We start from the raw sequence: 25302 nt of genomic DNA on the forward strand, positions 1-25302 counted from the left end.
CCCTATTTCTTTCTGAGCCATTTGAGCACTTCCATGCTCGGATACCCGTCCTGGGTCAAGCCGACCTCTGCCTGATAGGTCATGATGGCGGTTTTCGTGCCGTCACCGATCTTGCCGTCGAACTTGCCGTCATAAAGCCCGTGCTGCGAAAGCCGTTTCTGCAACTCCTGCCTTTCCTCGAAGGACAGCTTGGTGAAAGGCCGCTTCCAGTCCTGCACCAGACCAGTAGAGCCGGCGATTTCGTCGGCAAGAAGGCCGACGGCGAGGGCATATTTGTCGGCGTTGTTGTAGGCCTTGATGACGGAGAAGTTCTTGATCATCAGGAAGGCCGGTCCGCCGCGGCCGTCCGGCACTTTCAGCGTCGCCTTGTCGGTTGCGTTCCTGAACGGCTTGCCATTGGCCCTGGCGACGCCGAGCGCCTGCCACTGCGCCAGCGTCTTCGAGCCAGCTGGCAGTTTGCCGGCCGGAATGGTGACCTCATAGCCCCAGGTCTTGCCACCTTGCCAGCCATTCTTCTTCAGCAGATTGGCTGATGTCGCCAGCGCATCGGGGATCGAATTCCAGATGTCACGCTTGCCGTTGCCGTCCATGTCGACGGCATAATGCTGATAGCTGGTCGGGATGAACTGGGTCTGGCCCATGGCACCGGCCCAGGAGCCCATCAGGTGGCTTTCGTCGATGTCGCCGGTCTGCAGGATTTTCAGCGCGGCGACCAGTTGGGTGCGGGCGAATTTCGACCGCTTCGGGTCGCCATAGGCGAGCGTCGCCAGCGAGCGGATGACATTGCGCATGATGTCGTCGCGCTTGAGGATCTCGCCATAGTTCGATTCCATCGACCAGATGGCGAGCAGGATGTAGCGATCGACGCCGAACCTCGCCTCGATGCGGTCCAGCCACGGCTTCCATTTCTTGGCCATCTGCTGGCCGACGGCAACGGACTGGTCATGGACGCGGTTGTCGAAATAGTCCCAGGCGGGCGCGCTGAACTCAGGCTGCGTGCGGGCCTTTTCCAGTACCACCGGGTCGGGTTCGTTGATGCCGCGGAACGCCTGGTCATAGACCGCGCCGGAAACACCGCCCGCCACGGCGGTGGCGCGGAAGCCGGCGACCCATTGCCGGAAACCGGCATCGGCAAAGGCCGGTCCGGCCGGCATCAGCAAGGCGAGCGAGAGGCTGGCCGCCGTCAGGACGCTGGTAACGAGTTTTGCGGCACTGCGAACGGACATCTTTTCCTCCTTCACTATCTCAGGAAAGACCATTCATCGCCGAACCGGGTTAGGAATTAGTTTACCATAGGTGGTGCCTGGAACGAAAAGACATGTCGATGCTTTAGGCACTGGAAGTTCTCACCAGCAGCTCGTAATCCTCGATTTCGACGTGAAAATGTCTCGAAACGGGATTGCGGAGCAGGCAATCAAACGGATAATTGACGCATGAAGCGAGTTCGCAAGGCAGTTTTCCCGGTCGCCGGTCTCGGCACGCGGTTCCTCCCGGCCACCAAGGCCATCCCCAAGGAAATGCTGACCGTCGTCGACCGGCCGGTCATCCAGTATGTCGTCGATGAGGCGCGCGAGGCGGGCATCGAACATTTCATCTTCGTCACCGGCCGCAACAAGGCGGTCATCGAGGACCATTTCGATATCCAGTTCGAGCTCTACGACACACTCGCCCAGCGCGGCAAGGACGAGCAGCTGGCCCGTCTGCAGCGGCTGCAGCCGGCACCGGGGCAGACCTCGTTCACCCGCCAGCAAGTGCCGATGGGCCTCGGCCACGCCGTCTGGTGCGCGCGCGAACTGGTCGGCGATGAGCCGTTCGCGCTCTTGCTGCCCGACATGATCATGCAGTCGGAAAAGAGCTGCATGAAGGCCATGGTCGAACTCTATGAGGAGACCGGCAACAACATCATCGCCGTGCAGGAATGCGATCCGGCCGAAACCCACAAATATGGCATTGTCGGGCGCGGCGAGGACACGCATCACGGCTTCCGCATCACCGAGATGGTCGAAAAGCCGAAGACCGGCACCGCGCCGTCCAATCTCTACATCAACGGCCGCTACATCCTGCAGCCCGAGATCTTCACGATCCTCGAAAGCCAGGAAAAGGGCGCCGGCAATGAAATCCAGCTCACCGACGCGATGCTGAAGCTGGAAAAGCAGCAGCCGTTCTTTGGCTACCACTATCAGGGCCGCACCTTCGATTGCGGCTCGCCGGAAGGGTTCGTCGAGGCCAATGTCGCCTTCGCGCTGTGGCGCAGCGACATGAACGAGAACATGGCCGGCGTCATCCGCACGCTGCTCGACGAGATGAAGCCGTCCGAGCGCCGCGGCGCTGCCTTCTAGCTACCGCTGCAGCTTCAGCCCCAAATAGATGCTGTTGGCGGTGTAGTTGCGCCCGGGCAGATTGCTGGTCAGCTTTTCGGTGCGGGCGCGGCTGGTGAGGCCGACATAGCGGTTCAGCCACCATGTCAGCCCGGCCTCGGCGCTCAACGTCAGGTCATGCCCGTCGGAGCCGGTGTAGTCGCGCCAGTCGAGGCCAAGGGCGGCGTTGCCGGTCAGGTCGGCGCGGATCTGCCGTTCGCCGGTGAGGCGGCCTGAATAGAGGAGGTCACCGCTCTCATTCGCGGTCGTCGTGTCTTCGATCATGGTCTGCGCGGTCAGGCCGATGATGGTGCCGCGTTCGGGCGACCATTTAAGGTCGGCATTCACCGACGCCCCCGAATTCGCCTCCAGCCGGTTGTCGTCGATCGCTTCCCGGAGCCAGCCGGCCGAGAATTCGCCGGCCAGTTTCTCGCCCATGTCCACTTCGACACCGGCGCGCGCGCCAAGCCGCGTCGACGACCGTTCAAAGCCGCTTGAATCGACGCGCAGATCATAGGCGCGTCGGCCGACTTCGACTTCGGCGAAAGGCGTGATGGCGGGCGAGATCTCGTAACCGGTGCGCAAGGTCGCGGTGTAGAGGGTGGAATCGCGATCCTTCTGCGACAACACGGTGCCGTCCGTCAGCTTCGCGTCGCCATAGATATCGTGGGAGACCGCGCCGGTCAGCGCGAAGCGGAGCTTGCCGACATCCTTCTTGACGGCGAGGCTGCCGTCGACGGTCTGGCGTATCGGCTGCGAGGTGACGCCGGCAATGGCGTCGGGCGAGGACGCCGATTCCGGCGCAATCTCGTAGCCGAGTTTGGCGATGGCGCGCAGTTCATTGTCGAGGTCGACATTGAGCGTGCCTTCGATACGACCGCGCCCCTCGTTGATCTTCTGGCCCGAAATGGTGTTGCGGAAGTTGCCGTGGCCGTCGATGACAGCCGAATTCTCGCGCCAGTCGGAGGCGGCAGAGAAACGCAGCGCCGTTTCGGACAGCACCGCCGACTTGCCGCCGTTGCTGGAATCGGCGTTCGACGTGACGGTAACGCCCTGCTCCAGCGTCGGCCGCAGCAGGAAGGAGCCAACCTTGATGCCGGTTGCCGCGTAGGGGTCGTCCTCGGGCTTCTTCTTCTGGCCTTCGATGGCATCGGTACGCTCGGCGCCAGGATCGAGCTTCTGCCGGTCGACGCTGTCGACGGTTAGGGCACGGCGGTTGGCCGTATCCTGGTCGGTATCGTCTGTCGTTGTGTCGGTCGACGTTGTTCCGGTGGTGGTCGCGTCCGTCGCCTGGCCAGGCTTCTTCTTGTCGGCAGCCTTGGTTTTGTCCTTGGTCTTGTCCCCATCGGCTGCGCGTTGTTTTGCCGTCGACGGCCGGCGTGGCTGGACGGTTGGCGGCTGGTCGGCGAACGAATCGTCGGTGGCTTGCGGCGGGTCGAAAATGCTGTTTGCGCCGGCTTGTGACGGGTCGGTGTCGTCCGGCAAGGCGCCATCGCTGGCCGGCACGTAGGCGGTTGGCGTGTTTTCCGTGGGGGCGGTGTCGGCAGGCGCCGGCTTGACCTGCGTGTTGGCCTTGCTCAATTGCCTGGCCCGGCGCTGCTGATCGGACAGGATCGCGGATTCCGAGACTTCACCGCGCAGCTCGGTTTCCTGGGCATGAAGCGCAGTTGGCCGCAGCAGAGCGAGCATGCTCGTCGCCACAAGCAGAGCGCAAAAGGCTTTGCCCGTTCGACCTTTTTTCTTTTCAGGATGGGCCCGCGACATCGTCACCACTGCTTGCGCGGCGCAAGCGCGCCATACTTACCGAACCGTAAACGGGGATGGTTAACGGAGGGTTGAAGGGCTGCCTGTCAGACCTGGCCGGACGGCAATTCTGTTGGACAGGCGAACGGCAACGCGCTAATCGCATCAGCCATGCATGCGAGATCCCCAGAAAAGAAGCCTTTGGAGGCTTCGATCGCCTCGGCGCTGAGAACGGTAGCCACGGAACAGGCCGGCGTGGCGGCATTGGCTGCCGCGCTGGAAAACGGACTGGCCGAACCCTTCGCGCACGCCGTCGACATTATCTCGCGCATCGATGGCCGGGTCATCGTCACCGGCGTCGGCAAAAGCGGCCATATCGGCTCCAAGATCGCCGCCACGCTCGCCTCGACCGGCACGCCCGCCTTTTTCGTCCATCCGGCGGAGGCCAATCATGGCGATCTCGGCATGATCGCCAGGGATGATGCCATCATCGCCATGTCGTGGTCCGGCGAGAGCAAGGAATTGATGGGCATCGTCGCCTATTCCAGGCGCTTTTCGATCCCGCTGATTGCGATCACCTCCGGCGCGACTTCGGCGCTGGCGCGCGCGGCCGACGTGGTGCTGCTTCTGCCATCGGTACCGGAAGCCTGCCCTCACGGCCTGGCGCCGACGACATCGACGCTGCTGCAACTGGTCGTCGGCGATGCGCTAGCCATCGCGCTGCTCGAAGCGCGCGGTTTCACCCCCGACCATTTCCGCACCTTCCATCCTGGCGGCCAGCTCGGCGCCAATCTGACTCTCGTCTCCGAGATCATGCGGGTCGGCGACCAGATTCCGCTAGCCGTGCTTGGCACCAAGATGCCTGAAGCGGTCATGACGCTGTCGAACAAGAAAGTCGGCTGTGTCTGCGTCGTCGACGCGAAGGGCGAACTGGTCGGGATCATCACCGACGGCGATGTCGCGCGCAATTTGCATCGCAACCTGGCCGATATCGCCGTGGACGACATCATGACCCGCACACCGAAGACGGTCGATCCTCAGACTCTGGCCGGCACGGCGATCGCGCTTCTCAACGAATACAATATCGGTGCGCTGGTGGTGACCGAAAACAGGATGCCTGTGGGCGTGGTTCACTTCCACGATTTGCTGCGCATCGGCGCGGCCTGAGGAAGCTCAAAGCGCGTCGCATTGGGGTGACCTACGCGACGCGCTTCGATTTTTTGCCAAAAATGCGCAGCGCGCTTTTGGGTGTTCAGACAGCCTCGACCGTCAGTTCCAGATCGGTGTCGGCGGAGCTGACGACGCGCACCTGGGTACCAGCCGGCAGGTCAGGACCGGAGACGCGCCACAGCGTGTCGCCGAGTTTTATGCGACCGCGACCATCCTTGATCGGTTCGGCAAGGGTAGCCATCTTGCCGACCATCTGTGCGCCGCGGCGGTTGAGCAGCGGCTGGTCGCTCGGGATATTGCGCCCGCCAACCAGCTTCTTGCCGGCGAAGGCCGAGACCAGCGACAGCGCCAGGAAGGCGAGGACCTGGACTTCCCAGGTCCAGAAGCTTGCGTCCCAGATCAGCAGGGAAACCACGCCGATCAACAGCGCGGCGATGCCGATCCACAGCATGAAGATGCCTGGTGCTATGACCTCCATCACCAGGAGGACAAAGCCCAGAACCATCCAGTTCCACGGGCCAAGTTCGGAAATGATGCGGTCGAACATCGGAGTGAGCTCCTATGACCTCAGTTCTCGTCTGATCTCAGTTCTCGCTCGGGCGAACCACTGGAGGGCGGGCAGCCTGCCGCGCGGCGCCGGCGGTGCCTTCGCTGCGGAACACCTCCTTGGCGATCTCGCTAATGCCGCCGAGTGTGCCGATCAGCGCCGAGGCTTCCATCGGCATCAGCACGACCTTGCTGTTGGTCGCGGTGCCGATCTTGCCCATCGCTTCGGTGTATTTCAGCGCCACGAAGTAGTTGAGCGCCTGCACGTCGCCCTTGGAGATGGCTTCCGACACAACCTGGGTGGCGCGCGCTTCGGCCTCGGCCGAACGTTCGCGCGCCTCGGCGTCGCGGAAGGCGGCTTCCTTGCGGCCTTCGGCCTCGAGGATCTGCGACTGCTTGAGACCTTCGGCGGCAAGGATCTGCGCACGCTTGTTACGTTCGGCCGTCATCTGCCGGCCCATCGATTCGATGAGGTTGGCCGGCGGATTGATGTCCTTGATCTCGACGCGGGTGATCTTGATGCCCCACGGGTGCGCCGCTTCGTCTACGACGCGCAGCAGCCGCTCGTTGATGGCGTCGCGGTTGGACAAGAGTTCGTCGAGGTCCATCGAGCCCATCACGGTACGGATGTTGGTCATCGTCAGGTTGAGGATGGCGTTCTCCAGGCCGGCGACCTGATAGGCGGCCTGCGCGGCATTGAGGATCTGGTAGAAGGCGATGCCGTCGACACCGACTATGGCGTTGTCGCGGGTGATGATTTCCTGGCTCGGAACGTCGAGCACCTGTTCCATCATGTTCATCTTGGCGCCGATACGGTCGACGAACGGCACGATGAGGTTGAGGCCGGGGCTTAGTGTTTTGGTGTAACGACCAAAGCGCTCCACCGTATAATTGTAGCCTTGCGGGATTGTCCGGATGCCTTTGATAAGAAGCACCAACACCAGAAAGGCAAGTGCACCAATCGCAATACCAAAACCACTGAAGTCCATTTAAATCTCCCTCAGATGCCAGCCATGGCGTTGATTCCATGCAACCGACTTCACCAAACACTTAGGTGTGTTTCAATAATGTTACAATCAGGTGATCGCTGATTATTAGTGCGTAGAATACCGCAACAGTGGCGATCGATCGCTACAACGTAGCGGGCTCAGGCCCAGCCCGACAGTTCGCGCCGCACCATCGCCTCGATCACCGCCATGCCTTCTGCGCTGTCGTTGAGGCATGGGATGTGGGCGAATTTCGCGCCGCCGGCGTGGTGGAAGGTCTCGGCCGCCTCGCGGCCGATTTCGTCCAGCGTCTCGATGCAGTCGACGGAAAAGCCGGGATTGACGATGGCAATCGATTTCACGCCGTCCCTGGCCAGTTTCTCGACCATCTTGTCGGTATACGGTTGCAGCCACTCCTGTGCGCCAAAGCGCGACTGGAAGGTGGTGATCAGCTTCTGTTCGCTCCAGCCGAGCTTTTCGCGCAGCAGTCGCGTCGTCTCCAGGCAATGCGCCTGGTAGGGATCGCCCTTGTCGGAATAGGGTTTGGGGATGCCGTGATAGGAGGTGATGACCACCTCCGGCTGAAAGTCGAGCGTCGCCAGATGCAGCTCGATCGAGCGGGCAAGCGCCTCGATATAAACCGGCTCGGCATAGTAGGGCGGCACGCTGCGGATGGCGGGCGCCGCCCGCATCTTCATCAGCGCGCGAAACAGCTGGTCGTTGGCGGTCGCGGTGGTGGTCGCCGAATATTGCGGATAGAGCGGGAAGGACAGGATGCGGTCACAGCCTTGCGCGACCAGCCTTTGCGCGACGCTCGCGGTCGAAGGGTTGCCGTAGCGCATCGCCCAGTCGACGACGACATCGGGCAGGTCGCGAAGCGCCGCCGCCAGCTTCTCGCTCTGGGCTCGCGTGTAGGTGCGCAGCGGCGACTCGTTCTTCTCGCGGTTCCAGATCCTGGCATAGTTGGCGCCGGACTTCTTCGGCCTCGTGGTCAGCACCAGGCCGTAGAGGATCGGATACCAGATCGCCTTGTTGAGCTCGATGACGCGCGGATCAGACAGGAATTGACGGAGGTAGCGCCACATCGGCTTGAAATCGGTGCCGTCGGGCGTTCCGAGATTGACCAGCATGACGCCGATCTTGCCGGCCTTGACCGGCGGATGTCTCGCCGGCAACGGGCCGAGCGCTTTCGCGGCTTTGGGGTCGACAGGCGTGGAAAGCGTCATGGAAGGTCTCCCGACACCGCGCGAAACCGACGATGTCGCGGCGAAACTAGCGATGCGGCGCGCGTTTTCAATGCTGCGTCTGGCCGCACCTTACCCTGAAAGCCAAAACCCCCGTTTTTACGGACGGTTTTGCTGGTCGCATGCGCGAAGCGAAGTTACTTCGGCGGGATGGTCAGGGTCGCGCCGACCGGCAGCCGGCGTGGCTCGTAGCCCTTGTTGGCCTCGGAGATCACCTTCCATTTGGTGCCGTCGCCATAGGCCTTCTTGGCGAGGTCCCAATAGGTATCGCCGGCGACGATGACGTGGCTGGCCTCGGCCGGCTTTGCCGGCTCGGCGGGGGCAGGCGTTGCGGGAGCAGGGGCTGCTTCAGCCGGTTTGGCCGGTTCGGTAGGCGCTGCCGGGGCCGTTTCCGCCGGCACACTCGGCGGGGTGGTGGATATGTCGCCGGAGCCTGCCGGCAACGCGGGCATCGCCGGCTCCGCCTCGGCCGGTTTTGCCGGCTCGGCCGGAGCAGGTGCCGGTTCGGCAGGTTTTGCCGGTTCAGTGGCCGGGGCAGCCGCTACGGTTGCGGCGACCTCGGTGATGCGGCCGTCGAGTTTCGGCGTATAGGGCCGATGCGCTGCGAGATAGTCGGCGACAACCTGTTCCAGGCCGGGGCCGTAATCATAGGCGTTCTTGGCCTTCTCGGCGAAGACCTTGTAGCCGTCGCCGCCCTGGCGGACATAATTGTTGGTGGCGACCAGATAGTCCTTGTCCGGATTGATCGGCGCCCAGGCGCCGCCTTCCATTACCTCGACCGACTTGACGCGGCCGGCATTGGGCGCGACCGACTTGTCGAAGGCGTATTTGAGACCTGCCACCTGCGGGAAGCGGCCGGCGCCGTCCTCGACCTGGCTGACGCCGTTTTCCAGCCCGGCAACCAGATCCTTGCCGGAAATCTGGAAGGTCGCCAGCGTGTTCTGGAACGGCAGCACGGTCAGCACCTCGCCCATGGTCACGGTGCCCTTGTCGATCGAGGCACGCAGGCCGCCGCCATTGGAGACGACGATCTCGACGCCCTGTCCCTTGACGCGGTCGAGGATGGCGTCGGAAACGAGGTTGCCCATCGCACATTCCTTGGTGCGGCAATTCTCGCGGCTGCCGTCGATGGCCTCGGTGGTCTCGGCTACTTCCTTGTTCTTCAGTGCCTCGATCGGCGCGCCGAGTTCCTTGATGCGGGCAAGCACGGCGGGATCAGGGGTGATCGATTTGTCGAGGAAGATCGGGTCGCCGCTGGCTTCCTTGACGACGCCATTGTCGTCGAACACGACCTTGAACTCGCCGAGATATTTCGAATAGGAGGCCGCCTGCACCACCGGTACCTTGGAGCCGTCGGGGTTGTCGACCATGGTCGGGTAGGGGCCTTCGGCCTTTGGGTCGGTATTGGACAGAAGCGAATGGCTGTGGCCGCCGACGACCACGTCGATGCCGGGGATCTTGGCAATGACATCGCGCTCGCGCCTGTAGCCGATATGGGTGACGGCGATGATCTTGTTGACGCCTTGCGCCTTCAGCTTCTCGACCTCTGCCGCGATCGACTTGACGTCGTCCGCGATGGCGATGTTGGGGCCAGGCGAGGCGAGTTCCGGCGTGTCATTGGTCACGGCGCCGATGATGCCGATCTTCTGGCCGCCGACCTCGACGACGATCGACGGCTTGATCTTGCCCGCGGCGCCGGACTTGTCGTTGGGCAGGACATTGGCGCTGACGACCGGGAACTGCGCCTTGTCGAGGTAAGGTACCAGCGCGCTCTCGCCATCGTCAAACTCATGATTGCCGAGCGTCACCGCATCAGGCTTGATCTGATTGAGGAATTCCTCCTCCGCCGAACCCTTGTAGGTGATGTAGAACAGCGATCCCTGGAAGCTGTCGCCTGCATTGAGCAGCAGCACGTTCTGGCCTTCGAGCTTCTTGCGCTCCTGCGCGATCGCGGTGACCAGCCGGCCGGCGCCGCCGATGCACTCACCCTTGGTCTCCTCCTCAGCCGAGCAGGTCGACTCATATTTGTTGTTGCCTTCGATGCGGCTGTGCCAATCGTTGAAATGCAGGATGTTCAACGTGTAGTCGGCAAAGGATGGCACGGCCGACAGGCTGAGCGTCGAGGCAGAAAGGGCGGCAATGGCAGCGAGCTTCTTCATCTTCGTCTCCCGGATGGATGTGGTCGAGCCGTTTAACGCCCAGCGTGAACGGGGCATAATAGCCAGCTTTTCCGACATGTTCACATCGCGGTTGTGGCGATGCAAGAAGAATCAGGGTGGACGAAATCGGCATCGGTTTGCCGGCATAAAAAAGGCGGCGGCATCGCGCCGCCGCCCTTTTAGAAGGCTATATCAGATAGGCTCAACTGCGCCTGGTCAGCACGAAATTCTGGCCTGCGGAGCTGGTGCAATTCAGCTGGTTGATCGACACCAGCAGGCAGTTGAAGGCGATCGGCTGCTGTCGGATCAGCGAGGTGCCGTTGATCTCGACCGACGTGGCGCCGGTCTTGGTATAGCTGCCATCAGCGAATTTCTCGCCGGTCTCCGCCGAAACGGTGGTGAAGACGCCGCCGTTCAATGTCGAGACCGCCTTGCCTTCGGCGTTCAGCCAAGAGCCCTCGACGCCTCGCGGCTGCGATGAGATCGGCGGCCCGTCGGAGCCGCCGGTTGTGCAGGCGGCAATCATCGTCGCAAGAGCGCCCGCCGCGCCCGCCGAAAGAATTTTGCGCGCAATCGTCATGTGAAATCCTCTCCTGACGCATCGGCCCAATCGCCAAACAACGTTTTGGGAAACACGATGTGCGTGGCCTCAAGTTTCCAGAGCGGTCCCTCGTGCGCCCAAATGGATGCACACTGCTCTCGTCCGCATCCCTTCAATCGCCCGATTTCCGGGCGATTGCAAGGCAGTGAGGCAGGGGTATGGAACCGCTATCGGACGAGGATGTTGCGGAATTGCCACGGGTCGTTTTTGTCGAGATCCTCTGGGAACAGACCAGGACGGTTATCGAGCGGCGTCCAGTCGGTGTAGTAGCCCCTGACCGGCCCAAGATACGGGGACTGCACTTCCAGGCAGCGCTTATAGTCCATCTCGTCGGCCTCGACGATGCCGGCTTCGGGGTTTTCGAGCGCCCAGACCATGCCGGCGAGAACGGCCGAGGTGACCTGCATGCCGGTGGCATTCTGGTAGGGCGCCAGCTTGCGGGCTTCGGCCAGCGACAGCTGCGAACCGTACCAGTAGGCGTTCTTGTCGTGGCCGTAGAGCAGCACGCCGAGTTCGTCGACACCGTCGACCAGTTCGTTTTCGTCAAGCACATGGTGGACCGGCTGCGGCTTGCCGGCTGCGCCGAACATTTCGTCCAGCGACAGCAGCGCGTCATTGCAGGGATGATAGGCATAGTGGCAGGTCGGGCGGTATTGGACCTTGCCCTTCTTGCCGCGCACGGTGAAGAAGTCGGCGATCGAGATCGCCTCGTTGTGGGTCACCAGCAAGCCGTATTGCGCGCCCGGCGTCGGGCACCATGAACGCACGCGGGTGTTGGCGCCGGGCTGCTCCAGGTAGATCGCAGCCTTGGAGCCATGTTTGTGCTCCTTGCCATTCTTCGGCATCCATTTCTCATGCGTGCCCCAGCCAAGCTCGGCCGGCTGCAGGCCTTCCGAGATGAAGCCCTCGACCGACCAGGTGTTCCAGAACACGTTCATCGGCTTGGGCTTCTTGGTGCGCTGGGTGTCGCGCTCGGCGATGTGAATGCCCGTGACGCCGGTCTTCTTCATCAGCTTTGCCCAGCCGTCGCGGTCGTCCTGCGCCGGTTCGGAGAATTCGAGGCCGAGGTCACCGGCAAGGTTGAGCAGCGCCTGCTTGACGAACCACGAGACCATGCCTGGATTGGCGCCGCAGGTCGAAACCGCCGTCGCGCCGCCGGGCTTGTCGTGCTTCTCCTTGATCATCGCTTCGCGCAGCGCGTAGTTGGTGCGGCTGGCATTGTCGGCTTTGGTGTCGAAGTAGAAGCCGAGCCACGGCTCGACGACGGTGTCGATGTAGAGCACGCCGAGCTTGCGGCAGAGCCGCATCAGGTCGACCGAACCGGTATCGACCGACAGATTGACGCAAAAGCCCTGGCCGCCACCATTGGTCAGAAGCGGGGTCAACAGTTTCTTGTAGTTCTTCTCGGTGACGTGCTCCTGGACGAAGGCGATGCCGCGCTCGTCGAGCAGCTTGCGATCGATATCGAGCGGGTCGACGACCGTCATGCGCGACTTGTCGAATTTGAAATGGCGCTCGATCAGAGGCAGCGTTCCCCGTCCGATCGAACCGAAGCCGATCATCACGACAGGGCCGGTGATTTCACCGTAAACGGGCCAGTTTTCATTCGCCATTTTATCGAGCACTCCTTCAAAAAACCCGGGAAACTGGGGCAAAACACGCGCGAAAAACCGGGCATTTCGCCCGGTGGATATGCGCTACATCACAGATCATTGTCATAAACCAGCGAAAAGCGCCAACCGCCCGCTAGGCAGCATTGGCCATGTGGTTAAGGAGGACGGCGAGCCGGTCGCGGTCAGCGGTCATGCCCTTGTAGTCGAGTTGAGCCTCGTCCAGTGCCAGCAATTGCGCGGCGAAAGAGGCGGCAAGCGTTGCCCGGTCCGGGTGCCGCGCCAACACGGCCAGCGGGTCGAGATGGATGCGGATGGTGAACAGGATGTCGCGCGATACGGGCAGCTTGCGCAGCGTCTGGCGCTCGACGCGGATGAAGGCGTTGACGTCGTCATCCGGAAAGCGCGACGGGCGGTTGGTGGCACGGTCGATGCGCTCGACATTGGAGAGCGGATGATAAAGTGCGTCGTCGGCCTGGATCGACCAGTTGAAGCGCTCGACGGCCTGACCCTGCAGACCGTCGAACATGCGGTTGATGAGCTCGGCCGGCCTGGTGCCCGGACCGAAGCCAGGCACCGGTGCGTGGATCTCCTGCAGCGGCCGCCCGAATTTTTCGAGCAGCGACCAGGATGATGGAAAGCACAGTGATCCGGCGGCGAGCCGCCAGCCGCTGTCATCGCGGCGCATCAGGATCAGGTCTTCCTGGACCAACAGCGAGGCTGCGACCAGCGGGGCGTTGCTGAAGACATCGGCTCTGTTGCCTTCGGCGCCGATGACCTCGATGCCGGCACCGGTTTGCCGGTACGTTTCAGGAAATGTCGACAGCAGATGGGCTTCGATAAGGTCGCGCACTTCGCGCTGGGCGTCGCGCGTGCCGTTCTCCTCGACGAACACCTTGCCGGGAATTTCGGCATAGAGCCGACGCTTTTCGGCGAGATGGTCGATGAGGTGCCCGTCGACCTCGATCCATTTGTCGAGTTCAAGCGGCTTCAGCCCGATGGTGAAGAGCTTTGAGGAGCCATCATAGGGCGTGTGAGTGGGCTGACGAGAATTCATGCTTTGCTAAAAAGTGTCCAATACCGGCGGTCATTCTCGCAGCCGCTTCGTATCAGGCCAATGTTGCCGGGATCAAGCCGCGCAGCGAATTGCCGACGAAGATCGCCTTGGCCGACTTTAACTCGTCATAGCTGTAGATCGCTTCCTGGAGGCGGCCTTCATCCAGAAGCTCGGCGCGCAATACGCCAGGCAGCAGGCCGCAATCGAGCCGGGGCGTCATCAGCACGCCGTCACCGAAATCGGCGAAGACATTGGTGATCGTGCCTTCGCATATTTCGCCGCGCTCATTGGCGAGCAACACCTCGTCGGCCTGGGTGGCAAGATATTCAGACCGAGCATGGGTGTAGAGCTGACGCCGGCTGGTCTTGTGGCGCAGCAGCGTGTCAGTGGAGGAGAGCCGCACCCGCGCCAGCTGCAGCCGCCAGACCTTGTCGGCCGCGAGCGGCTCGTAAGGCTGGGCTGCAGCCGTGACCTCGCCATTGCGCTGCAGGACGAGACGGGTGCGCAGCGCCGTCTGCCGCGCCCCGACAGTGTTCGCCAATACCTCGCCGACCCGCTGCGGATCGCAGGCAAAGCCCAGTTCTTCCGCCGAGCCGTAGAGGCGCGCGAGGTGGCGCTCGAAACGCAGGAAGCCCTGGCTGGGCTCCCAGCGCATGGTCTCGATCAGGTCGAAGTCGGCGGTGTTCCCGTCGCGAAGCGCGCCTTCAGCAGACACTCCTGATACTCCTCTTCGGCCGTCGAATCGAAGACGACGCCGCCGCCGACATTGTAGACGGCCTCGCCGCTGGAAAAGAGCGAGATGGTGCGGATCGCCACCGAAAAGCGCATCGTGCCGCCGGGCGCGATCCAGCCGATGGCGCCACAATAGACGTCACGAGGCGTGGCTTCCAGATCGTGCAGGATTTCCATGGCGCGGATCTTTGGCGCGCCGGTGATCGAGCCGCAGGGAAACAGAGCGGCGAAGATCTGGCGGATGCCGAGATCGGGCAACAGCTTCGCGCGCACACGGCTCACCATCTGGTGGACGGTCGGGTAGCTCTCGATGCGAAACAGCTCCGGCACCTCCAGCGTGCCGACCTCGCTGATCAGCGAGATGTCGTTGCGCAGGAGATCGACGATCATCCGGTTTTCGGCTTGGTTCTTTTCGTCATTGCGCAGGAACGCCTTCAGCCGCGCGTCCTCGGCCTTGGTTGCGCCGCGTGGCGCGGTGCCCTTCATCGGATGGGTTTCGATCATGCCTTCGGTGTCGATCTCGAAGAACAGTTCGGGCGAGCGCGACAGTACGATTGGATCGCCGAGCGAAATCAGGGCGCCATACTTTACCGGCTGGCGTTCGGTCAGCGCGTCGAAGGCGGCGAGCGGGTCGCCGGACCACTGCGCGTGGACTGGAAAGGTCAGATTGCCCTGGTAGCAATCGCCCTTGCGGATGTGCTCGTGAAGGCGCGCGAAACGGTCAGCGTATTGCTTCTGCGACCATGACGCTCTTGCATCGAAGATCGGACCATTGGTCGCCGCGCCGCTCTGCGGCACGGCCTGCTCCAGCGGAGCATCGAAGACGCCGAGGCAGATCAACGGCGCGCGCCGGCCCTCGGGCAGCAGCGGCACCAGCTTCGGCTCGAGCAAATAACCCGCTTCATAGGAGAAATAGCCGGCCAGCCATTTGCCGGCGTCAGATGCCGCCTGCGCAGCCGCCAGAGCCGGCAGAAAATCCTTGGCCTCATAGGCGACGATGATGTCGGCCGGGCGGTCGAAGACCAACTGGCGGCCGCTTTCATCGTTGCGGAAAATGGCAGAGGGCAGGGGCATGGGGCTCGGATGCTGCGGTCGATGACGCCAGAACCGCTCTATATGGGGGGCGGGCGGCGTGCAATCGAGGGAGCGGCGTCGCAGGGCGCAAAGACGGTGGCACTTGCGAAAACAAAGGCGGCGCCCGAAGGCGCCGCTTTGTCGGGCTTATTGCCGATGATCAGATCAGGTGTTGTTGGCGGTCCCGGCGGTCGGGAACTGGCGCGCGAATTCTTTCTCGTCGCCGGCGGCAAGCAGCTTGGCCTGTTCGATCCACTTTTCGCGCGCGATGCGGCCGTCGAAATTCAGCGTGTCCTCGATGCGCTTGACGTCGGCCGCCGTCCAGGCGGCGATCTGGGCGTAGGTCGTGACGCCAAGGCCCTTGAGCAGTTTGTCATTGACCGGTCCGATGCCGATCAGGCGGCGCAGATTGTCGGCCTTCGCAGCTGTCGGTGCAGCCTTCTTCGGGGCTGCAGCCGGCTTTGAAGCGGCGGGCTTCGGAGCGGCGCTCGCCTTGGCAGCCACAGGTTTGCTGGCAGCCGGTTTGGCGGCGGATTTGGCCGCAGCTGGCTTGGCGGCGGCAGGCTTTGCCGCGGCGGGTTTCGCGGGCGCGGCCGGCTTCGCGGCCGGAGCTGACTTGGCCGTTGCGGGTGTCGAGACCAATGCGACCGGCGCCGAGCTGGAAGGTTTGGCCGATGGAGTAGACGTTTCACGCAGCCGGCGTTCGAGATCGGCGCGGGTCTTGCCGCAGGCGTCGAGTTCGCCGGTCAGACGATCGGAATCGGCGCGCAGCCTATCGCGCTCGCCGCGGGTGCGGTCGAGGTCGCCGCGCAGGCTGTCTAGTTCAGCACGCAGCCGGCCCCAGATAAACCAGCCAACCAACACACCTACAAGGAACGCCAGGACAATGTAGAAGAAGGTCATCGTCTCTCTCCAGTCGGATCCGTCCGCCGCCGTCTCAAGTCATGACCTTGGCAGTTCGGATCATCCATTGGTGGTTCGGCAGTTCAGGGAACAGCCGGTCTGTCGTCGATTGCCGGCTTTCGGCTTTCCCGCCCATTGCCAACCGTCGCTGTCGCATTCGCCTGACCGCTGCCATGGGCCGGGATGCTGTCCGGCCTAAGCCGCGTGCACGGCTGAGCTTCAGCCAGAAAGGCTATCATACGGATTCTGGAAAGCTAACGGAAAATTTGGCCCGAGAGTTCTTCAAGAACAGATATTTAGAACAAGAACAGAGCTGCCGTCACATGCATTCCGGCTAAACTGTTCTGCGACTTCGCAAAGTCGAGACCGGCGCCGCCGAACCTGTTGCTCTGCGCCACCGGTTCAACGGCTCGTAGCATCAACTGTCGAGCGCTTCCAACTCGTCGATCAGGCCGCCGATCACGCCAAGGCCGATCTGCCAGAAGGCGGGGTCGGTGGCGTCGAGGCCGAAGGGAGCGAGGAGTTCGGAGTGATGCTTGGTGCCACCGGCACGCAGCATCTCGAAATACTTGTCCTGGAAGCCGTGCTCGCCATTCTGGTAGACCGCGTAGAGCGAGTTCACCAGGCAGTCGCCGAAGGCATAGGCGTAGACGTAGAAGGGCGAATGGATGAAGTGCGGGATGTAGGTCCAGAAGACCTCATAGCCCTCGCGCAGCTTGATCGCCGGCCCCAGGCTCTCGGCCTGTACCTCGAGCCAGAACTGGCCAAGCTTGTCGGAAGTCAGTTCACCGTTCTTGCGCTCGGCATGCACCTTACGCTCGAACTCATAGAAGGCGATCTGGCGCACGACCGTGTTGATCATGTCCTCGACCTTCTGGGCGAGCATGGCCTTGCGTTCGCGCTTGTCGATGGTCTGATCGAGCAGCGAACGGAAGGTCAGCATCTCGCCGAAGACGGATGCTGTTTCGGCCAAAGTCAGCGGCGTAGAGGCCATCAGCGCACCCTGGCCGCCGGCCAGCACCTGGTGCACGCCGTGGCCGAGCTCATGCGCCAGCGTCATCACATCGCGCGGCTTGCCCATGTAGTTGAGCAGCACGTAAGGGTGCGCTGAAGGCACGGTCGGATGGGCAAAGGCGCCGGGCGACTTGCCGGGCCGCACCGGCGCGTCGATCCAGTTGCGGTCGAAGAAGACGCGGGCGATCTCCGCCATGTCGGGGGAAAAGCGCTGATAGGCCGACAGCACCGTGTTCCTGGCATCGTCCCAGCGGATCACCGCTTGCGGGGTTTCTGGCAAGGGGGCGTTGCGGTCCCAGTGGTTCATCACCTCCATGCCAAGCCAGCGCGCTTTCATGGCGTAGTAGCGGTGCGACAGGCGCGGATAGGCCTCGCGCACGGCGGAGGCCAGTGCATCGACCACGCTGCGCTCGACCCGGTTGGCGAGGTGGCGTGAATCGGCGATGTCCTCGAAGCCGCGCCAGCGGTCGGAAATCTCCTTGTCCTTGGCCAGCGTGTTGGTGATCAGCGTGAAGGTGCGTAGGCTCTTGCGGAAGGTGGCGGCCAGCGCCTCGGCGGCGCGGCGGCGGACTTCGCCATCGGCGTCCTGCAGGCGGTTCAGCGCCGGCTCCAGCGTCAACTCCTCGTCGTCTATGTCGAAGCGCAGATCGGTCATCGTCTCGTCGAACAGGCGGTTCCAGGCGCCGCGCCCGGTGATCGACTTTTCATGGAAAAGCTGCTCGACCCGGTCCTCGAGCTGGTATGGCTTGTCCATTCTGAGATCGAGCACCCAGGGCCGGTAGTGAGCAAAGCCGGCATCGGCGGCAAGGGCTGCTTCGAGCGCCTTGTCGTCGATCAGGTTCAGCTCCAGCGCAAAAAACAACAGATGTGCGCTGGCGTCGGTCATCTTCTCCTGGATGTCGCCATAGAGCTTGGCGCGCTGCGGATCGGCGGTGTTGCCGGCATAGATCAGGCCGGCATAGGAGACGATGCGGCCGATCAGCTCCTCCAGCGCCTCATAGGCGCTCAGCGCCTCGCCGAGCTTGCCGGCGCTGCCGCGCTCGGCCTCCGCGGCCAGCGTGCCCTTCCAGCGGTTCTCGAAGGCGACGGCATCGGCCGCCGCCTTGGCGATGTCGCGCTTCAGCTCGGGCGCTTCCATGCCGGAATAGAGATCGGCGAGATTCCATTCCGGCAGGTCGCCGAGCTCCGCCGCGCCCTGACCGGACGCTGCCGCCGCAAGCTGCCGACCGAGAATCCTGCGCATCAACAATTACCTTCTGGAATCAAGGGGAAAGGGCAAGCCGGTCAAATCCTAAGGAATTCATTCACCGGGTTTTTTGAAACCTTGTTTAGAACCCTGTGCCAGGATGATCCATGGGGATTTCCCAGGCAGGCAACTCAAATCAGTCATGACAGGTTCCATTCTCATAGTCGATGACGATCCCGTGCAGCGCAGGCTGCTCGAGGCGGCGGTGACGAAATTCGGCCACAGTGCCATCGTCGCCGATGGCGGCGAGGCCGGCCTCGAAGCTCTCGACGGACCCGGCGCGCGCGATGTGTCGGCGGTCATCCTTGACCTTGTCATGCCCGGCCTCGGCGGCATCGGCGTGCTGAAGGCGATGCGCGAACGCGGCATCACCGTTCCCGTCATCGTGCAGACCGCGCAGGGCGGCATCGAGACCGTGGTTTCGGCGATGCGCCACGGCGCTTTCGATTTTGTCGTCAAGCCGGCATCCCCCGACCGGCTGCAGACCGCGATCGGCAACGCGCTCAAGGTCGAGGCGGTCGAGGATGAGGTCAAGCGCACATCGCGGCGGCGTGGCGGCCACCTGACCTTCAAGGACATGATCACGCACAGCCCGGCGATGGACCGGGTGATCCGCCTCGGCCAGAAGGCGGCTGCCTCCAACATCCCAATCCTGATCGAGGGCGAATCGGGCGTCGGCAAGGAACTTGTGGCCCGCGCCATCCAGGGCACCGGTGATCGTCGTTCAAAACCCTTCGTCACCGTCAATTGCGGCGCCATCCCCGACAATCTGGTCGAATCGATCCTGTTCGGCCACGAGAAGGGCTCGTTCACCGGCGCCACCGACAAACACACCGGCAAGTTCGTCGAGGCGCATTCAGGCACGTTGTTCCTGGACGAAATCGGCGACCTGCCGCTCGACGTGCAGGTCAAGCTGTTGCGGGCGGTGCAGGATGGCGAGGTCGATCCGGTCGGCGGTCGCGCCACGGTCAGGGTCGACATCAGGTTGATCTCGGCCACGCACCGCAATCTTTTGCAGCAGGTCAAGGACGGCAAGTTCCGCGAGGATTTGTTCTATCGGCTGAACGTCTACCCGATCTTCGTGCCGCCGCTGCGCGACCGGCGCGACGACATCCCCTATCTGGTCAAGCATTTCATGGACAAGGTGGCGCCGGCAGGCCATCGCCTGCACGGCATTTCGGAAGCCGCATTGGCCATGCTGCAGGCCTATGACTGGCCGGGAAACATCAGACAGCTGGAAAACGCCGTGTTCCGGGCCTCGGTGCTTGCCGAGGGCGACGTGCTGACAGCAGACGAATTCCCGCAGATCCGGGCACAAGTCGAGGGCACCGTCAATCTCGATACCGACGCGTCCCTGTCGGACCCCGTCATGATCTGGAGCAGCGAATCGCAAGGCGATAGCGCCCAGACTGATGGCGTCGGACCCGTCGCGGCGGAGATCGAACCTCCGGCCAGGCTGCTTCAGCGTTTCGGCACGCTGAGGGCGTTGGACGAGCGCGGCAATGTGCGCGCGCTGGCCGATGTCGAGCTCGAAATGATCAAGCTCGCCATCGACCACTATAACGGCCAGATGAGCGAAGTCGCCCGCCGACTCGGCATCGGCCGCTCGACGCTCTACCGCAAGCTTAAAGAATACGGCATCGACCCGGAAACCGGCCGCCTCGACCGTCTTGCCTCCTAAAGCGCGTCGCGCTTGAACGGAATCAGGCGACGCGCTTTAGGTCTTATTATGCATGTCGTTGTCTCAAAACCGGGACCACTTTTGAGCGACATGCATTGGAACCCCGAATTCCACAGCTTGTTGGCGCAAGGCCGGGACCAGCTTGCGAGGCGATATCTAGCGCTGCATAAGGGGTTGGGGCGGAAATATGGCGATGCGGAACGGCGCCGTTCACGCATTAAGGCTAACAGTAACAGATCGTGTAGCGGCAAAAGGCTGAATCTTGATCTAAACCAGCAGTTTACCAAGAAATCCTGTGTATTATTTTTGACGGGATATCGCCACGGTGTTACCGCATTTCGGCTTCAATAAGCGATGATTAACCATTAGGATCGATATTCGGATGTGAGAACCACGCATCCGTTTGGGCAAATCCGGGGACAAACGGCAGCCTGCAAGGCCTTTTGATTTGAACAAAGTCGAACGACACAGCAACGGGCGGCACTATCACATTGGCGTCTGGCCGAGATGGCTGGCAGCGGTGATCGTTGCGTTTGGTTTCCTTGCCGCAACTGCTGCCGGGGCAAGCGCCGAAACGCGCTCGCTGAAACTCTATCACCTCCACACGCACGAAAAGGCCGAGATCGTCTACAAGCGCAATGGCCGCTACGATCCGGAAGGTCTCAGGAAGATCAACATCATTCTGCGCGACTGGCGTCGCAACGAACCGACCAAGATGGACCCGCGCCTGCTCGACCTGGTGTGGGAAGCATATCGGCAGGCCGGCGCCACAGACTACATCCAGGTCGTCTGCGGCTATCGCTCGCCGGCGACCAACTCGATGCTGCGCAGCCGCAGCCGAGGTGTCGCCAAGGAAAGCCAGCACATGCTGGGCAAGGCGATGGACTTCTACATTCCGGGCGTACCGCTGAAGAAGCTGCGCAACATCGGCCTCAAGATGCAGGGCGGCGGCGTCGGCTATTATCCGTCGTCCGGCTCGCCCTTCGTCCATATGGACGTCGGCAATGTGCGCCATTGGCCCGGCATCAGCCGCCAGGAACTGGTCAGCCTGTTCCCCAATGGCAAGACGCTGCATGTGCCGAGCGACGGCAAGCCGCTGCCGGGCTATGACCAGGCACTCGCCGCCTACAAGGCGCGCAAGGGCGCCGGTTCTCCGGCCATCATGATGGCCAGCGCTGGCGGCAGCACCAAGAAATCCGGTGGCTTCCTTTCCGCTTTCTTTGGCGGTGGCGGCGAAGACGAAGCCGACGACAGCGCCGATGTCGCGACCGCCGCGCCGTCGCCGAGAAGCGTGAAGCCGGTCCTGGCTGCCAGGAGCAACAACAACAGCAACCTGCCCGGCATCGCGATCGTGTCGCCGCAAAATGCGAAGCGCGCCAATATTCCGCAGCTTGCCGACGACAGCGCGGACGATTCCGAGCCGCAGCAGGATACACCAGAGACGATCATCGCGGCGCTGCCGGCCAAGGAAGTGCCGCTGCCGGATTTCGCGCCGCGGCCGAAAGCCGATGTCGGCGCGCAGCAGCCTGAGACGGTACCGTTCGGCATGGCCGACGCCACCACCGAACAGACAGTGGCGACGGCGCAGGCGCCGGCCAATGTGCCGTTCGGCATGGCCGATCCGGCTAATGCTGACCAGGGGGCCGATCAAGCTGCCGCTCCGGCGCAGGTCGCCGTCAACGTCCCGTTGCCGACCTGGCGTCCCGACCGCTCTTCCCCGCCGGCTGAGCTTTCGCCGCAGGATAAGGGCGTGCTGCTGGCGCTGGCCGATACGGCTGCCCACAAGCAGACCGCAACCGACGCCTTCTCGGTGCTGCCGTCGCAGCGTCCGGATGAGGTCAAGGCCGTTCTCGAACAGGCCAGTGCCGCCGATGCCGCCGGTGTTACCGACGACTATCAGGTTGCCTCGCTCGAGCCGCGCTCGGCGTTCAACGATCCGTCAGGCGTCGATGCCGCAACGCCGCGGGGCGCGATTGCTGCCCGTCCGGCCGGTACCGATCCCGCCTCCGTGATCGGCGCCGGCGTGAAAACCACGCGCAAGGAAGCCAGGGCCTCGGCCCGCGACCTGAAGCCCGGCCCGAAGGCCGTCGTGGTGGCGGCCGAACCGCAGGCGGCGCGATGGGCACTGAGCAGCGGCGACAACATTGCCACCGTTTCCAGCCCGACGACTGCGCCGCGCTATGCCTACAATATCGTGCATACGCCGCCGAGCGAGGTCTACACCGCAGGCTTCCAGGCGGACAACCAGATGGCCGATGCCAACCGCTTCACCGGCAATGCCGTGAAATTCCTTTCGGTCGCCCGCTTCCAGACGAAGTAAGGTCCTCGACCGGGTAAACATCGAAGCCGCGCTGGGAAGCCCGCGCGGTTTTTTGTTTTTGGCGAATCTCCAGCACTGGCTTCCAGCGTCCCGGAATGCTAACCACCAGCCTGCATTCCCGCTTCGTCTAATGGTAGGACAGCGCCCTTTGAAGGCGTGAATCGTGGTTCGAGCCCATGAGCGGGAACCAACTCTCTCGATCTACGATCACAGGCAGTCATGCCAGGTCAGCCCGGCCGATCACGCGCGGCTGAACTTCTTGTGAGGCCGGAACGACTGACCTTTTTGCGGGTTAGGCTGGGTTCGTTCCAACCTGGGGATATCAATGAAAAACATTCTTTTGGCGTCGGCCATCGCATTGGCAACGGCTTCGGCGGCAATCGCTCCGACGCAGGCCGCAACCATTGTCATCCAGACCCAAGATCATATGCATATGCACAAGAAGCACTGCCGGACCAAGTGGGTCACGACCTGGCGGCATCACCACAAGATCGTCAAGAAGGTTACGGTCTGTAACTGACCGTATTTTTGCAAGCAGCAAACCCGGTCGGCGCAAGCCGGCCGGTTTTTTCGTGACTGGCGTTACTTCTTGAGCTTGCTTGCTTCTCGGGCGAGCGCCTCGATCTCGTCCCACTTGCCGGCCTTGACCAGCTCGTCCGGCGCCACCCAGGAACCACCGACGCAGATGACATTGGGCAGGCTGAGATAGTCGGCGGCGTTCTTGGCCGAGATACCGCCGGTCGGGCAGAACTTCACATCGGCCAGTGGCGAGGCGAAAGCCTTCAGCGAGGCGATGCCGCCGGACTGTTCGGCCGGGAAGAATTTCAGGAAGCGCAGGCCGGCCTCGCGGGCGGCCATGATCTCGCCGGGCGTGATGGCGCCAGGCAGCAGGGGAACGTCGCTGCCCTTGGCTGCCGCGAGCAGTTCGCGCGTGATGCCGGGGCTGACGATGAATTTCGAGCCGGCTGCTGCTGCCTCGTCGAACTGCCTGGCATCGAGGATGGTGCCGGAGCCGACGATGGCGCCCTCGACCTCTCCGGCAACGCGGCGGATCGCTTCCAGGGCGTCGGCGGTTCTCAGCGTGATTTCGATTGCCGGCAGGCCGCCGGCGGCGAGCGCCCGGGCGAGAGGCACGGCGTCTGCGACATTGGCGATCTTCAACACCGGGATGACCGGCTGGCCGTTGAGCAGCGACAGGAGCTTTTCGGTCTTGCTGGGCATTGGCTTATCTCTCCTGGGGATGATTTCAACCGATTAGCAGAAGGCAGATTCCGAGTCCACGAAACCCGGCCTGCCGCGATGTCACATCTGCCGGCCCACGAGCCTCTCAGCGAATGCCGACAAGGCTTTGTTGGCTTTGCCTTGAATCCGCTTTGACCACGGTTTAGTGGCTTGGCGATGACACTGTCCAATCATGACCCTGTGCGCGTCGCCGCGCTCTACAAATTTGCGAGGCTGGGGGACTTCGAGGTGCTGCGGGCCTTGCGGACGCCGCTCGCCGCCTTCTGCTGCGGCCGCGGCATCAAGGGGACGCTGCTCCTGGCGCAGGAAGGCATCAACGGCACGGTTGCCGGGAGCGAGACCGATATCGCCGATCTGATCGATTATCTTGAGGCTATCGAAGGCCTCGCCGATCTCGAGGTCACATACAGCCATGCCGCTGAAATGCCGTTCCATCGCATGAAGGTGCGGCTTAAGCGCGAGATCGTCACCATGGGCGTCGAGGATCTCGACCCGGCGACCAGCGCCGGCACCTATGTCGCGCCGGCCGACTGGAACGCGCTGATCTCGGACCCCGGCACCATCGTCATCGACACCCGCAACGCTTACGAAGTGTCGATCGGCACTTTCGAGGGTGCCATCGACCCGCACACGTCGAGCTTTCGCGAGTTCCCGGCCTGGGTCGAAAAGCATCGCGACGAGCTCGATGGCCGCAAGGTCGCGATGTTCTGCACCGGCGGCATACGCTGCGAAAAGGCGACGGCCTATGTGAAGTCGCTCGGCTTTAGGGATGTGTTCCATCTCAAGGGCGGCATCCTGAGATATCTCGAAGAGGTGCCGGCCGAAGACAGCCTGTGGCAAGGCGAGTGTTTCGTCTTCGACGAGCGGGTTTCGGTGTCGCACGGACTCACCGAGGGCGAGGCTGAACTGTGCCGCGCCTGCCGGCATCCGCTGACGCCGGAGGATCGGCTGTCGCCGCGCTATACCACCGGCGTGTCATGCCCGCATTGCCATGACGCCCGCTCGGACGAGGATCGCACCCGTTACGCCGAACGCCAGCGCCAGGTCGAACTGGCGCAGGCGCAGGGCAGGGAGCATATCGGCAGCTAGCGTCGGGGCAACGGCCTGGCTGCATCACCACGCGACGGAATAGCGGTCGATTACCCACAGCCATGTGCCGTCGCTCTGTCGGCGTGCGACCTCCGAAGTCACCGTGCCGTCGGGAAGCCGGGTCGAGGTCAGCGCCAAATCGCCATTGATCGCCGCGGGGCGCTGTTCGCCGCGCTGGAATTTTCGCCCGCTCGCGGTAAACGCGGCAAACAGTGCCCGGATCGCCTCGCGGCCACGGATTAGTTCTGCCTCGCCGCTGTCGATGACGGCGTCGGGTTCGAACAGCGCCACCATGCCGTCAATGTCTCCTACCCATTGCCGGTCGATCAGCAGGCGCTCCAGATCCTGTGGGTCACGGGCCGGTTCATGGCCAGGCTGATCGGTCACGGCAGAGCTCCTCCCTCGGTAATTCGGCTGCGACACTAGCCCAAGCGGAGGCCGGTATCGACACATCGATTTCAGTTTTCGGCATTGCCGGCGCCGTTAGCAAAGCGCGAGCCCGTCATTGTAATGTCAATGTGCGGGCCC

The 25302-nt window shown here is 62.9% G+C and carries 21 protein-coding genes and 1 tRNA gene; 7 read left to right on the top strand and 15 right to left on the bottom strand.

What is annotated here, in order from left to right; genetic code table 11:
* Positions 1 to 2 precede the first annotated feature (2 nt).
* Positions 3 to 1226: a lytic murein transglycosylase gene (locus AC04SG_RS21885; protein ID WP_488552751.1), complete on the bottom strand. Its 1224-nt coding sequence runs from the start codon at positions 1224 to 1226 to the stop codon at positions 3 to 5.
* A 207-nt stretch (positions 1227 to 1433) separates the two neighbouring features.
* Here AC04SG_RS21885 and galU point away from each other — a divergent pair, with 207 nt between their 5' ends.
* Positions 1434 to 2339, top strand: a complete 906-nt coding sequence (gene galU / locus AC04SG_RS21890; protein WP_192254541.1) for a UTP--glucose-1-phosphate uridylyltransferase GalU — start codon at positions 1434 to 1436, stop codon at positions 2337 to 2339.
* Here galU and AC04SG_RS21895 read toward each other — a convergent pair whose 3' ends face one another.
* On the bottom strand, positions 2340 to 4121 hold the full coding sequence (locus tag AC04SG_RS21895) for an outer membrane beta-barrel protein (protein WP_488552752.1): 1782 nt from the start codon (positions 4119 to 4121) through the stop codon (positions 2340 to 2342).
* 150 nt (positions 4122 to 4271) lie between these two features.
* On the opposite strand from AC04SG_RS21895, the gene AC04SG_RS21900 reads away from it, so the two are divergent.
* Positions 4272 to 5267 carry a KpsF/GutQ family sugar-phosphate isomerase gene (locus AC04SG_RS21900; protein ID WP_488552753.1) on the top strand — a complete coding sequence of 332 codons (996 nt, stop codon included), beginning with the start codon at positions 4272 to 4274 and terminating at the stop codon, positions 5265 to 5267.
* 85 nt (positions 5268 to 5352) lie between these two features.
* On the opposite strand, the gene AC04SG_RS21905 is transcribed toward AC04SG_RS21900, so the two are convergent.
* The 11 genes from AC04SG_RS21905 to AC04SG_RS21955 all read right to left on the bottom strand — a co-directional run bounded on the left by AC04SG_RS21905 (position 5353) and on the right by AC04SG_RS21955 (position 18439).
* On the bottom strand, positions 5353 to 5817 hold the full coding sequence (locus AC04SG_RS21905) for an NfeD family protein (protein WP_488552754.1): 465 nt from the start codon (positions 5815 to 5817) through the stop codon (positions 5353 to 5355).
* 37 nt (positions 5818 to 5854) lie between these two features.
* Entirely contained in the window at positions 5855 to 6805 is a 951-nt protein-coding gene (locus AC04SG_RS21910; RefSeq protein WP_488552755.1) for an SPFH domain-containing protein, read from the bottom strand.
* A gap of 158 nt (positions 6806 to 6963) precedes the next feature.
* A complete protein-coding gene (hemH, locus tag AC04SG_RS21915; RefSeq protein WP_488552756.1) occupies positions 6964 to 8028 on the bottom strand; it encodes a ferrochelatase in 1065 nt (354 codons plus the stop codon).
* 155 nt (positions 8029 to 8183) lie between these two features.
* On the bottom strand, positions 8184 to 10205 hold the full coding sequence (locus AC04SG_RS21920; RefSeq protein WP_488552757.1) for a 5'-nucleotidase C-terminal domain-containing protein: 2022 nt from the start codon (positions 10203 to 10205) through the stop codon (positions 8184 to 8186).
* Between the two features lie 202 nt (positions 10206 to 10407).
* Entirely contained in the window at positions 10408 to 10785 is a 378-nt protein-coding gene (locus AC04SG_RS21925) for an Omp10 family outer membrane lipoprotein (RefSeq protein WP_192254529.1), read from the bottom strand.
* A 188-nt stretch (positions 10786 to 10973) separates the two neighbouring features.
* Positions 10974 to 12419 (bottom strand): homospermidine synthase, encoded by a 1446-nt coding sequence (locus AC04SG_RS21930; protein ID WP_488552758.1) that lies wholly within the window; start codon positions 12417 to 12419, stop codon positions 10974 to 10976.
* Positions 12420 to 12552: 133 nt separating this feature from the next.
* Positions 12553 to 13473 (bottom strand): heme-dependent oxidative N-demethylase family protein, encoded by a 921-nt coding sequence (locus AC04SG_RS21935; protein WP_488552759.1) that lies wholly within the window; start codon positions 13471 to 13473, stop codon positions 12553 to 12555.
* 52 nt (positions 13474 to 13525) lie between these two features.
* Positions 13526 to 14188: an aminotransferase class IV family protein gene (locus tag AC04SG_RS21940; protein WP_488552760.1), complete on the bottom strand. Its 663-nt coding sequence runs from the start codon at positions 14186 to 14188 to the stop codon at positions 13526 to 13528.
* Positions 14137 to 15279, bottom strand: a complete 1143-nt coding sequence (locus AC04SG_RS21945; protein ID WP_488552761.1) for an aminodeoxychorismate synthase component I — start codon at positions 15277 to 15279, stop codon at positions 14137 to 14139. The genes AC04SG_RS21940 and AC04SG_RS21945 overlap by 52 nt, the downstream gene beginning before the upstream one ends.
* A gap of 165 nt (positions 15280 to 15444) precedes the next feature.
* Positions 15445 to 16182, bottom strand: a complete 738-nt coding sequence (locus tag AC04SG_RS21950; protein ID WP_488552762.1) for a proton-conducting membrane transporter — start codon at positions 16180 to 16182, stop codon at positions 15445 to 15447.
* Between the two features lie 418 nt (positions 16183 to 16600).
* Positions 16601 to 18439: a M3 family oligoendopeptidase gene (locus tag AC04SG_RS21955; protein ID WP_488552763.1), complete on the bottom strand. Its 1839-nt coding sequence runs from the start codon at positions 18437 to 18439 to the stop codon at positions 16601 to 16603.
* Between the two features lie 145 nt (positions 18440 to 18584).
* Between AC04SG_RS21955 and AC04SG_RS21960 the strand changes: the two genes are divergently transcribed.
* The 4 genes from AC04SG_RS21960 to AC04SG_RS21975 all read left to right on the top strand — a co-directional run bounded on the left by AC04SG_RS21960 (position 18585) and on the right by AC04SG_RS21975 (position 22963).
* A complete protein-coding gene (locus AC04SG_RS21960) occupies positions 18585 to 20123 on the top strand; it encodes a sigma-54-dependent transcriptional regulator (RefSeq protein WP_488552764.1) in 1539 nt (512 codons plus the stop codon).
* Between the two features lie 490 nt (positions 20124 to 20613).
* Positions 20614 to 22443: a peptidoglycan L,D-endopeptidase MepK gene (gene mepK, locus AC04SG_RS21965; protein WP_488552809.1), complete on the top strand. Its 1830-nt coding sequence runs from the start codon at positions 20614 to 20616 to the stop codon at positions 22441 to 22443.
* Between the two features lie 116 nt (positions 22444 to 22559).
* Positions 22560 to 22633 (top strand) — tRNA-Gln (locus tag AC04SG_RS21970).
* A gap of 135 nt (positions 22634 to 22768) precedes the next feature.
* Positions 22769 to 22963, top strand: a complete 195-nt coding sequence (locus tag AC04SG_RS21975; protein ID WP_488552765.1) for a hypothetical protein — start codon at positions 22769 to 22771, stop codon at positions 22961 to 22963.
* Between the two features lie 62 nt (positions 22964 to 23025).
* Here the strand turns inward: AC04SG_RS21975 and AC04SG_RS21980 are convergent, their stop codons facing one another.
* Complete coding sequence (locus AC04SG_RS21980) at positions 23026 to 23664, bottom strand: 2-dehydro-3-deoxy-phosphogluconate aldolase (RefSeq protein ID WP_488552766.1); 639 nt, start codon at positions 23662 to 23664, stop codon at positions 23026 to 23028.
* 177 nt (positions 23665 to 23841) lie between these two features.
* On the opposite strand from AC04SG_RS21980, the gene trhO reads away from it, so the two are divergent.
* Entirely contained in the window at positions 23842 to 24774 is a 933-nt protein-coding gene (gene trhO / locus AC04SG_RS21985; RefSeq protein ID WP_488552767.1) for an oxygen-dependent tRNA uridine(34) hydroxylase TrhO, read from the top strand.
* A 24-nt stretch (positions 24775 to 24798) separates the two neighbouring features.
* Here the strand turns inward: trhO and AC04SG_RS21990 are convergent, their stop codons facing one another.
* Positions 24799 to 25161, bottom strand: a complete 363-nt coding sequence (locus AC04SG_RS21990; RefSeq protein ID WP_488552768.1) for a YybH family protein — start codon at positions 25159 to 25161, stop codon at positions 24799 to 24801.
* Between the last annotated feature and the right edge of the window lie 141 nt (positions 25162 to 25302).

The sequence above is a fragment of the Mesorhizobium sp. CNPSo 4684 genome, from assembly GCF_057784315.1.

Excerpts from the sequence above, each read along its gene's own strand:
- AC04SG_RS21925 (WP_192254529.1), bottom strand. The coding sequence starts at position 10,785 with ATGACGATTGCGCGCAAAATTCTTTCGGCGGGCGCGGCGGGCGCTCTT.
- galU (WP_192254541.1), top strand. The coding sequence starts at position 1,434 with ATGAAGCGAGTTCGCAAGGCAGTTTTCCCGGTCGCCGGTCTCGGCACG.
- AC04SG_RS21950 (WP_488552762.1), bottom strand. The coding sequence starts at position 16,182 with ATGACCTTCTTCTACATTGTCCTGGCGTTCCTTGTAGGTGTGTTGGTT.
- AC04SG_RS21980 (WP_488552766.1), bottom strand. The coding sequence starts at position 23,664 with ATGCCCAGCAAGACCGAAAAGCTCCTGTCGCTGCTCAACGGCCAGCCG.
- AC04SG_RS21930 (WP_488552758.1), bottom strand. The coding sequence starts at position 12,419 with ATGGCGAATGAAAACTGGCCCGTTTACGGTGAAATCACCGGCCCTGTC.
- AC04SG_RS21895 (WP_488552752.1), bottom strand. The coding sequence starts at position 4,121 with ATGTCGCGGGCCCATCCTGAAAAGAAAAAAGGTCGAACGGGCAAAGCC.
- AC04SG_RS21960 (WP_488552764.1), top strand. The coding sequence starts at position 18,585 with ATGACAGGTTCCATTCTCATAGTCGATGACGATCCCGTGCAGCGCAGG.
- AC04SG_RS21905 (WP_488552754.1), bottom strand. The coding sequence starts at position 5,817 with ATGTTCGACCGCATCATTTCCGAACTTGGCCCGTGGAACTGGATGGTT.
- AC04SG_RS21920 (WP_488552757.1), bottom strand. The coding sequence starts at position 10,205 with ATGAAGAAGCTCGCTGCCATTGCCGCCCTTTCTGCCTCGACGCTCAGC.
- AC04SG_RS21935 (WP_488552759.1), bottom strand. The coding sequence starts at position 13,473 with ATGAATTCTCGTCAGCCCACTCACACGCCCTATGATGGCTCCTCAAAG.
- hemH (WP_488552756.1), bottom strand. The coding sequence starts at position 8,028 with ATGACGCTTTCCACGCCTGTCGACCCCAAAGCCGCGAAAGCGCTCGGC.
- AC04SG_RS21885 (WP_488552751.1), bottom strand. The coding sequence starts at position 1,226 with ATGTCCGTTCGCAGTGCCGCAAAACTCGTTACCAGCGTCCTGACGGCG.
- trhO (WP_488552767.1), top strand. The coding sequence starts at position 23,842 with ATGACACTGTCCAATCATGACCCTGTGCGCGTCGCCGCGCTCTACAAA.
- AC04SG_RS21900 (WP_488552753.1), top strand. The coding sequence starts at position 4,272 with ATGCATGCGAGATCCCCAGAAAAGAAGCCTTTGGAGGCTTCGATCGCC.
- AC04SG_RS21910 (WP_488552755.1), bottom strand. The coding sequence starts at position 6,805 with ATGGACTTCAGTGGTTTTGGTATTGCGATTGGTGCACTTGCCTTTCTG.
- AC04SG_RS21975 (WP_488552765.1), top strand. The coding sequence starts at position 22,769 with ATGAAAAACATTCTTTTGGCGTCGGCCATCGCATTGGCAACGGCTTCG.
- AC04SG_RS21945 (WP_488552761.1), bottom strand. The coding sequence starts at position 15,279 with ATGCCCCTGCCCTCTGCCATTTTCCGCAACGATGAAAGCGGCCGCCAG.
- AC04SG_RS21955 (WP_488552763.1), bottom strand. The coding sequence starts at position 18,439 with ATGCGCAGGATTCTCGGTCGGCAGCTTGCGGCGGCAGCGTCCGGTCAG.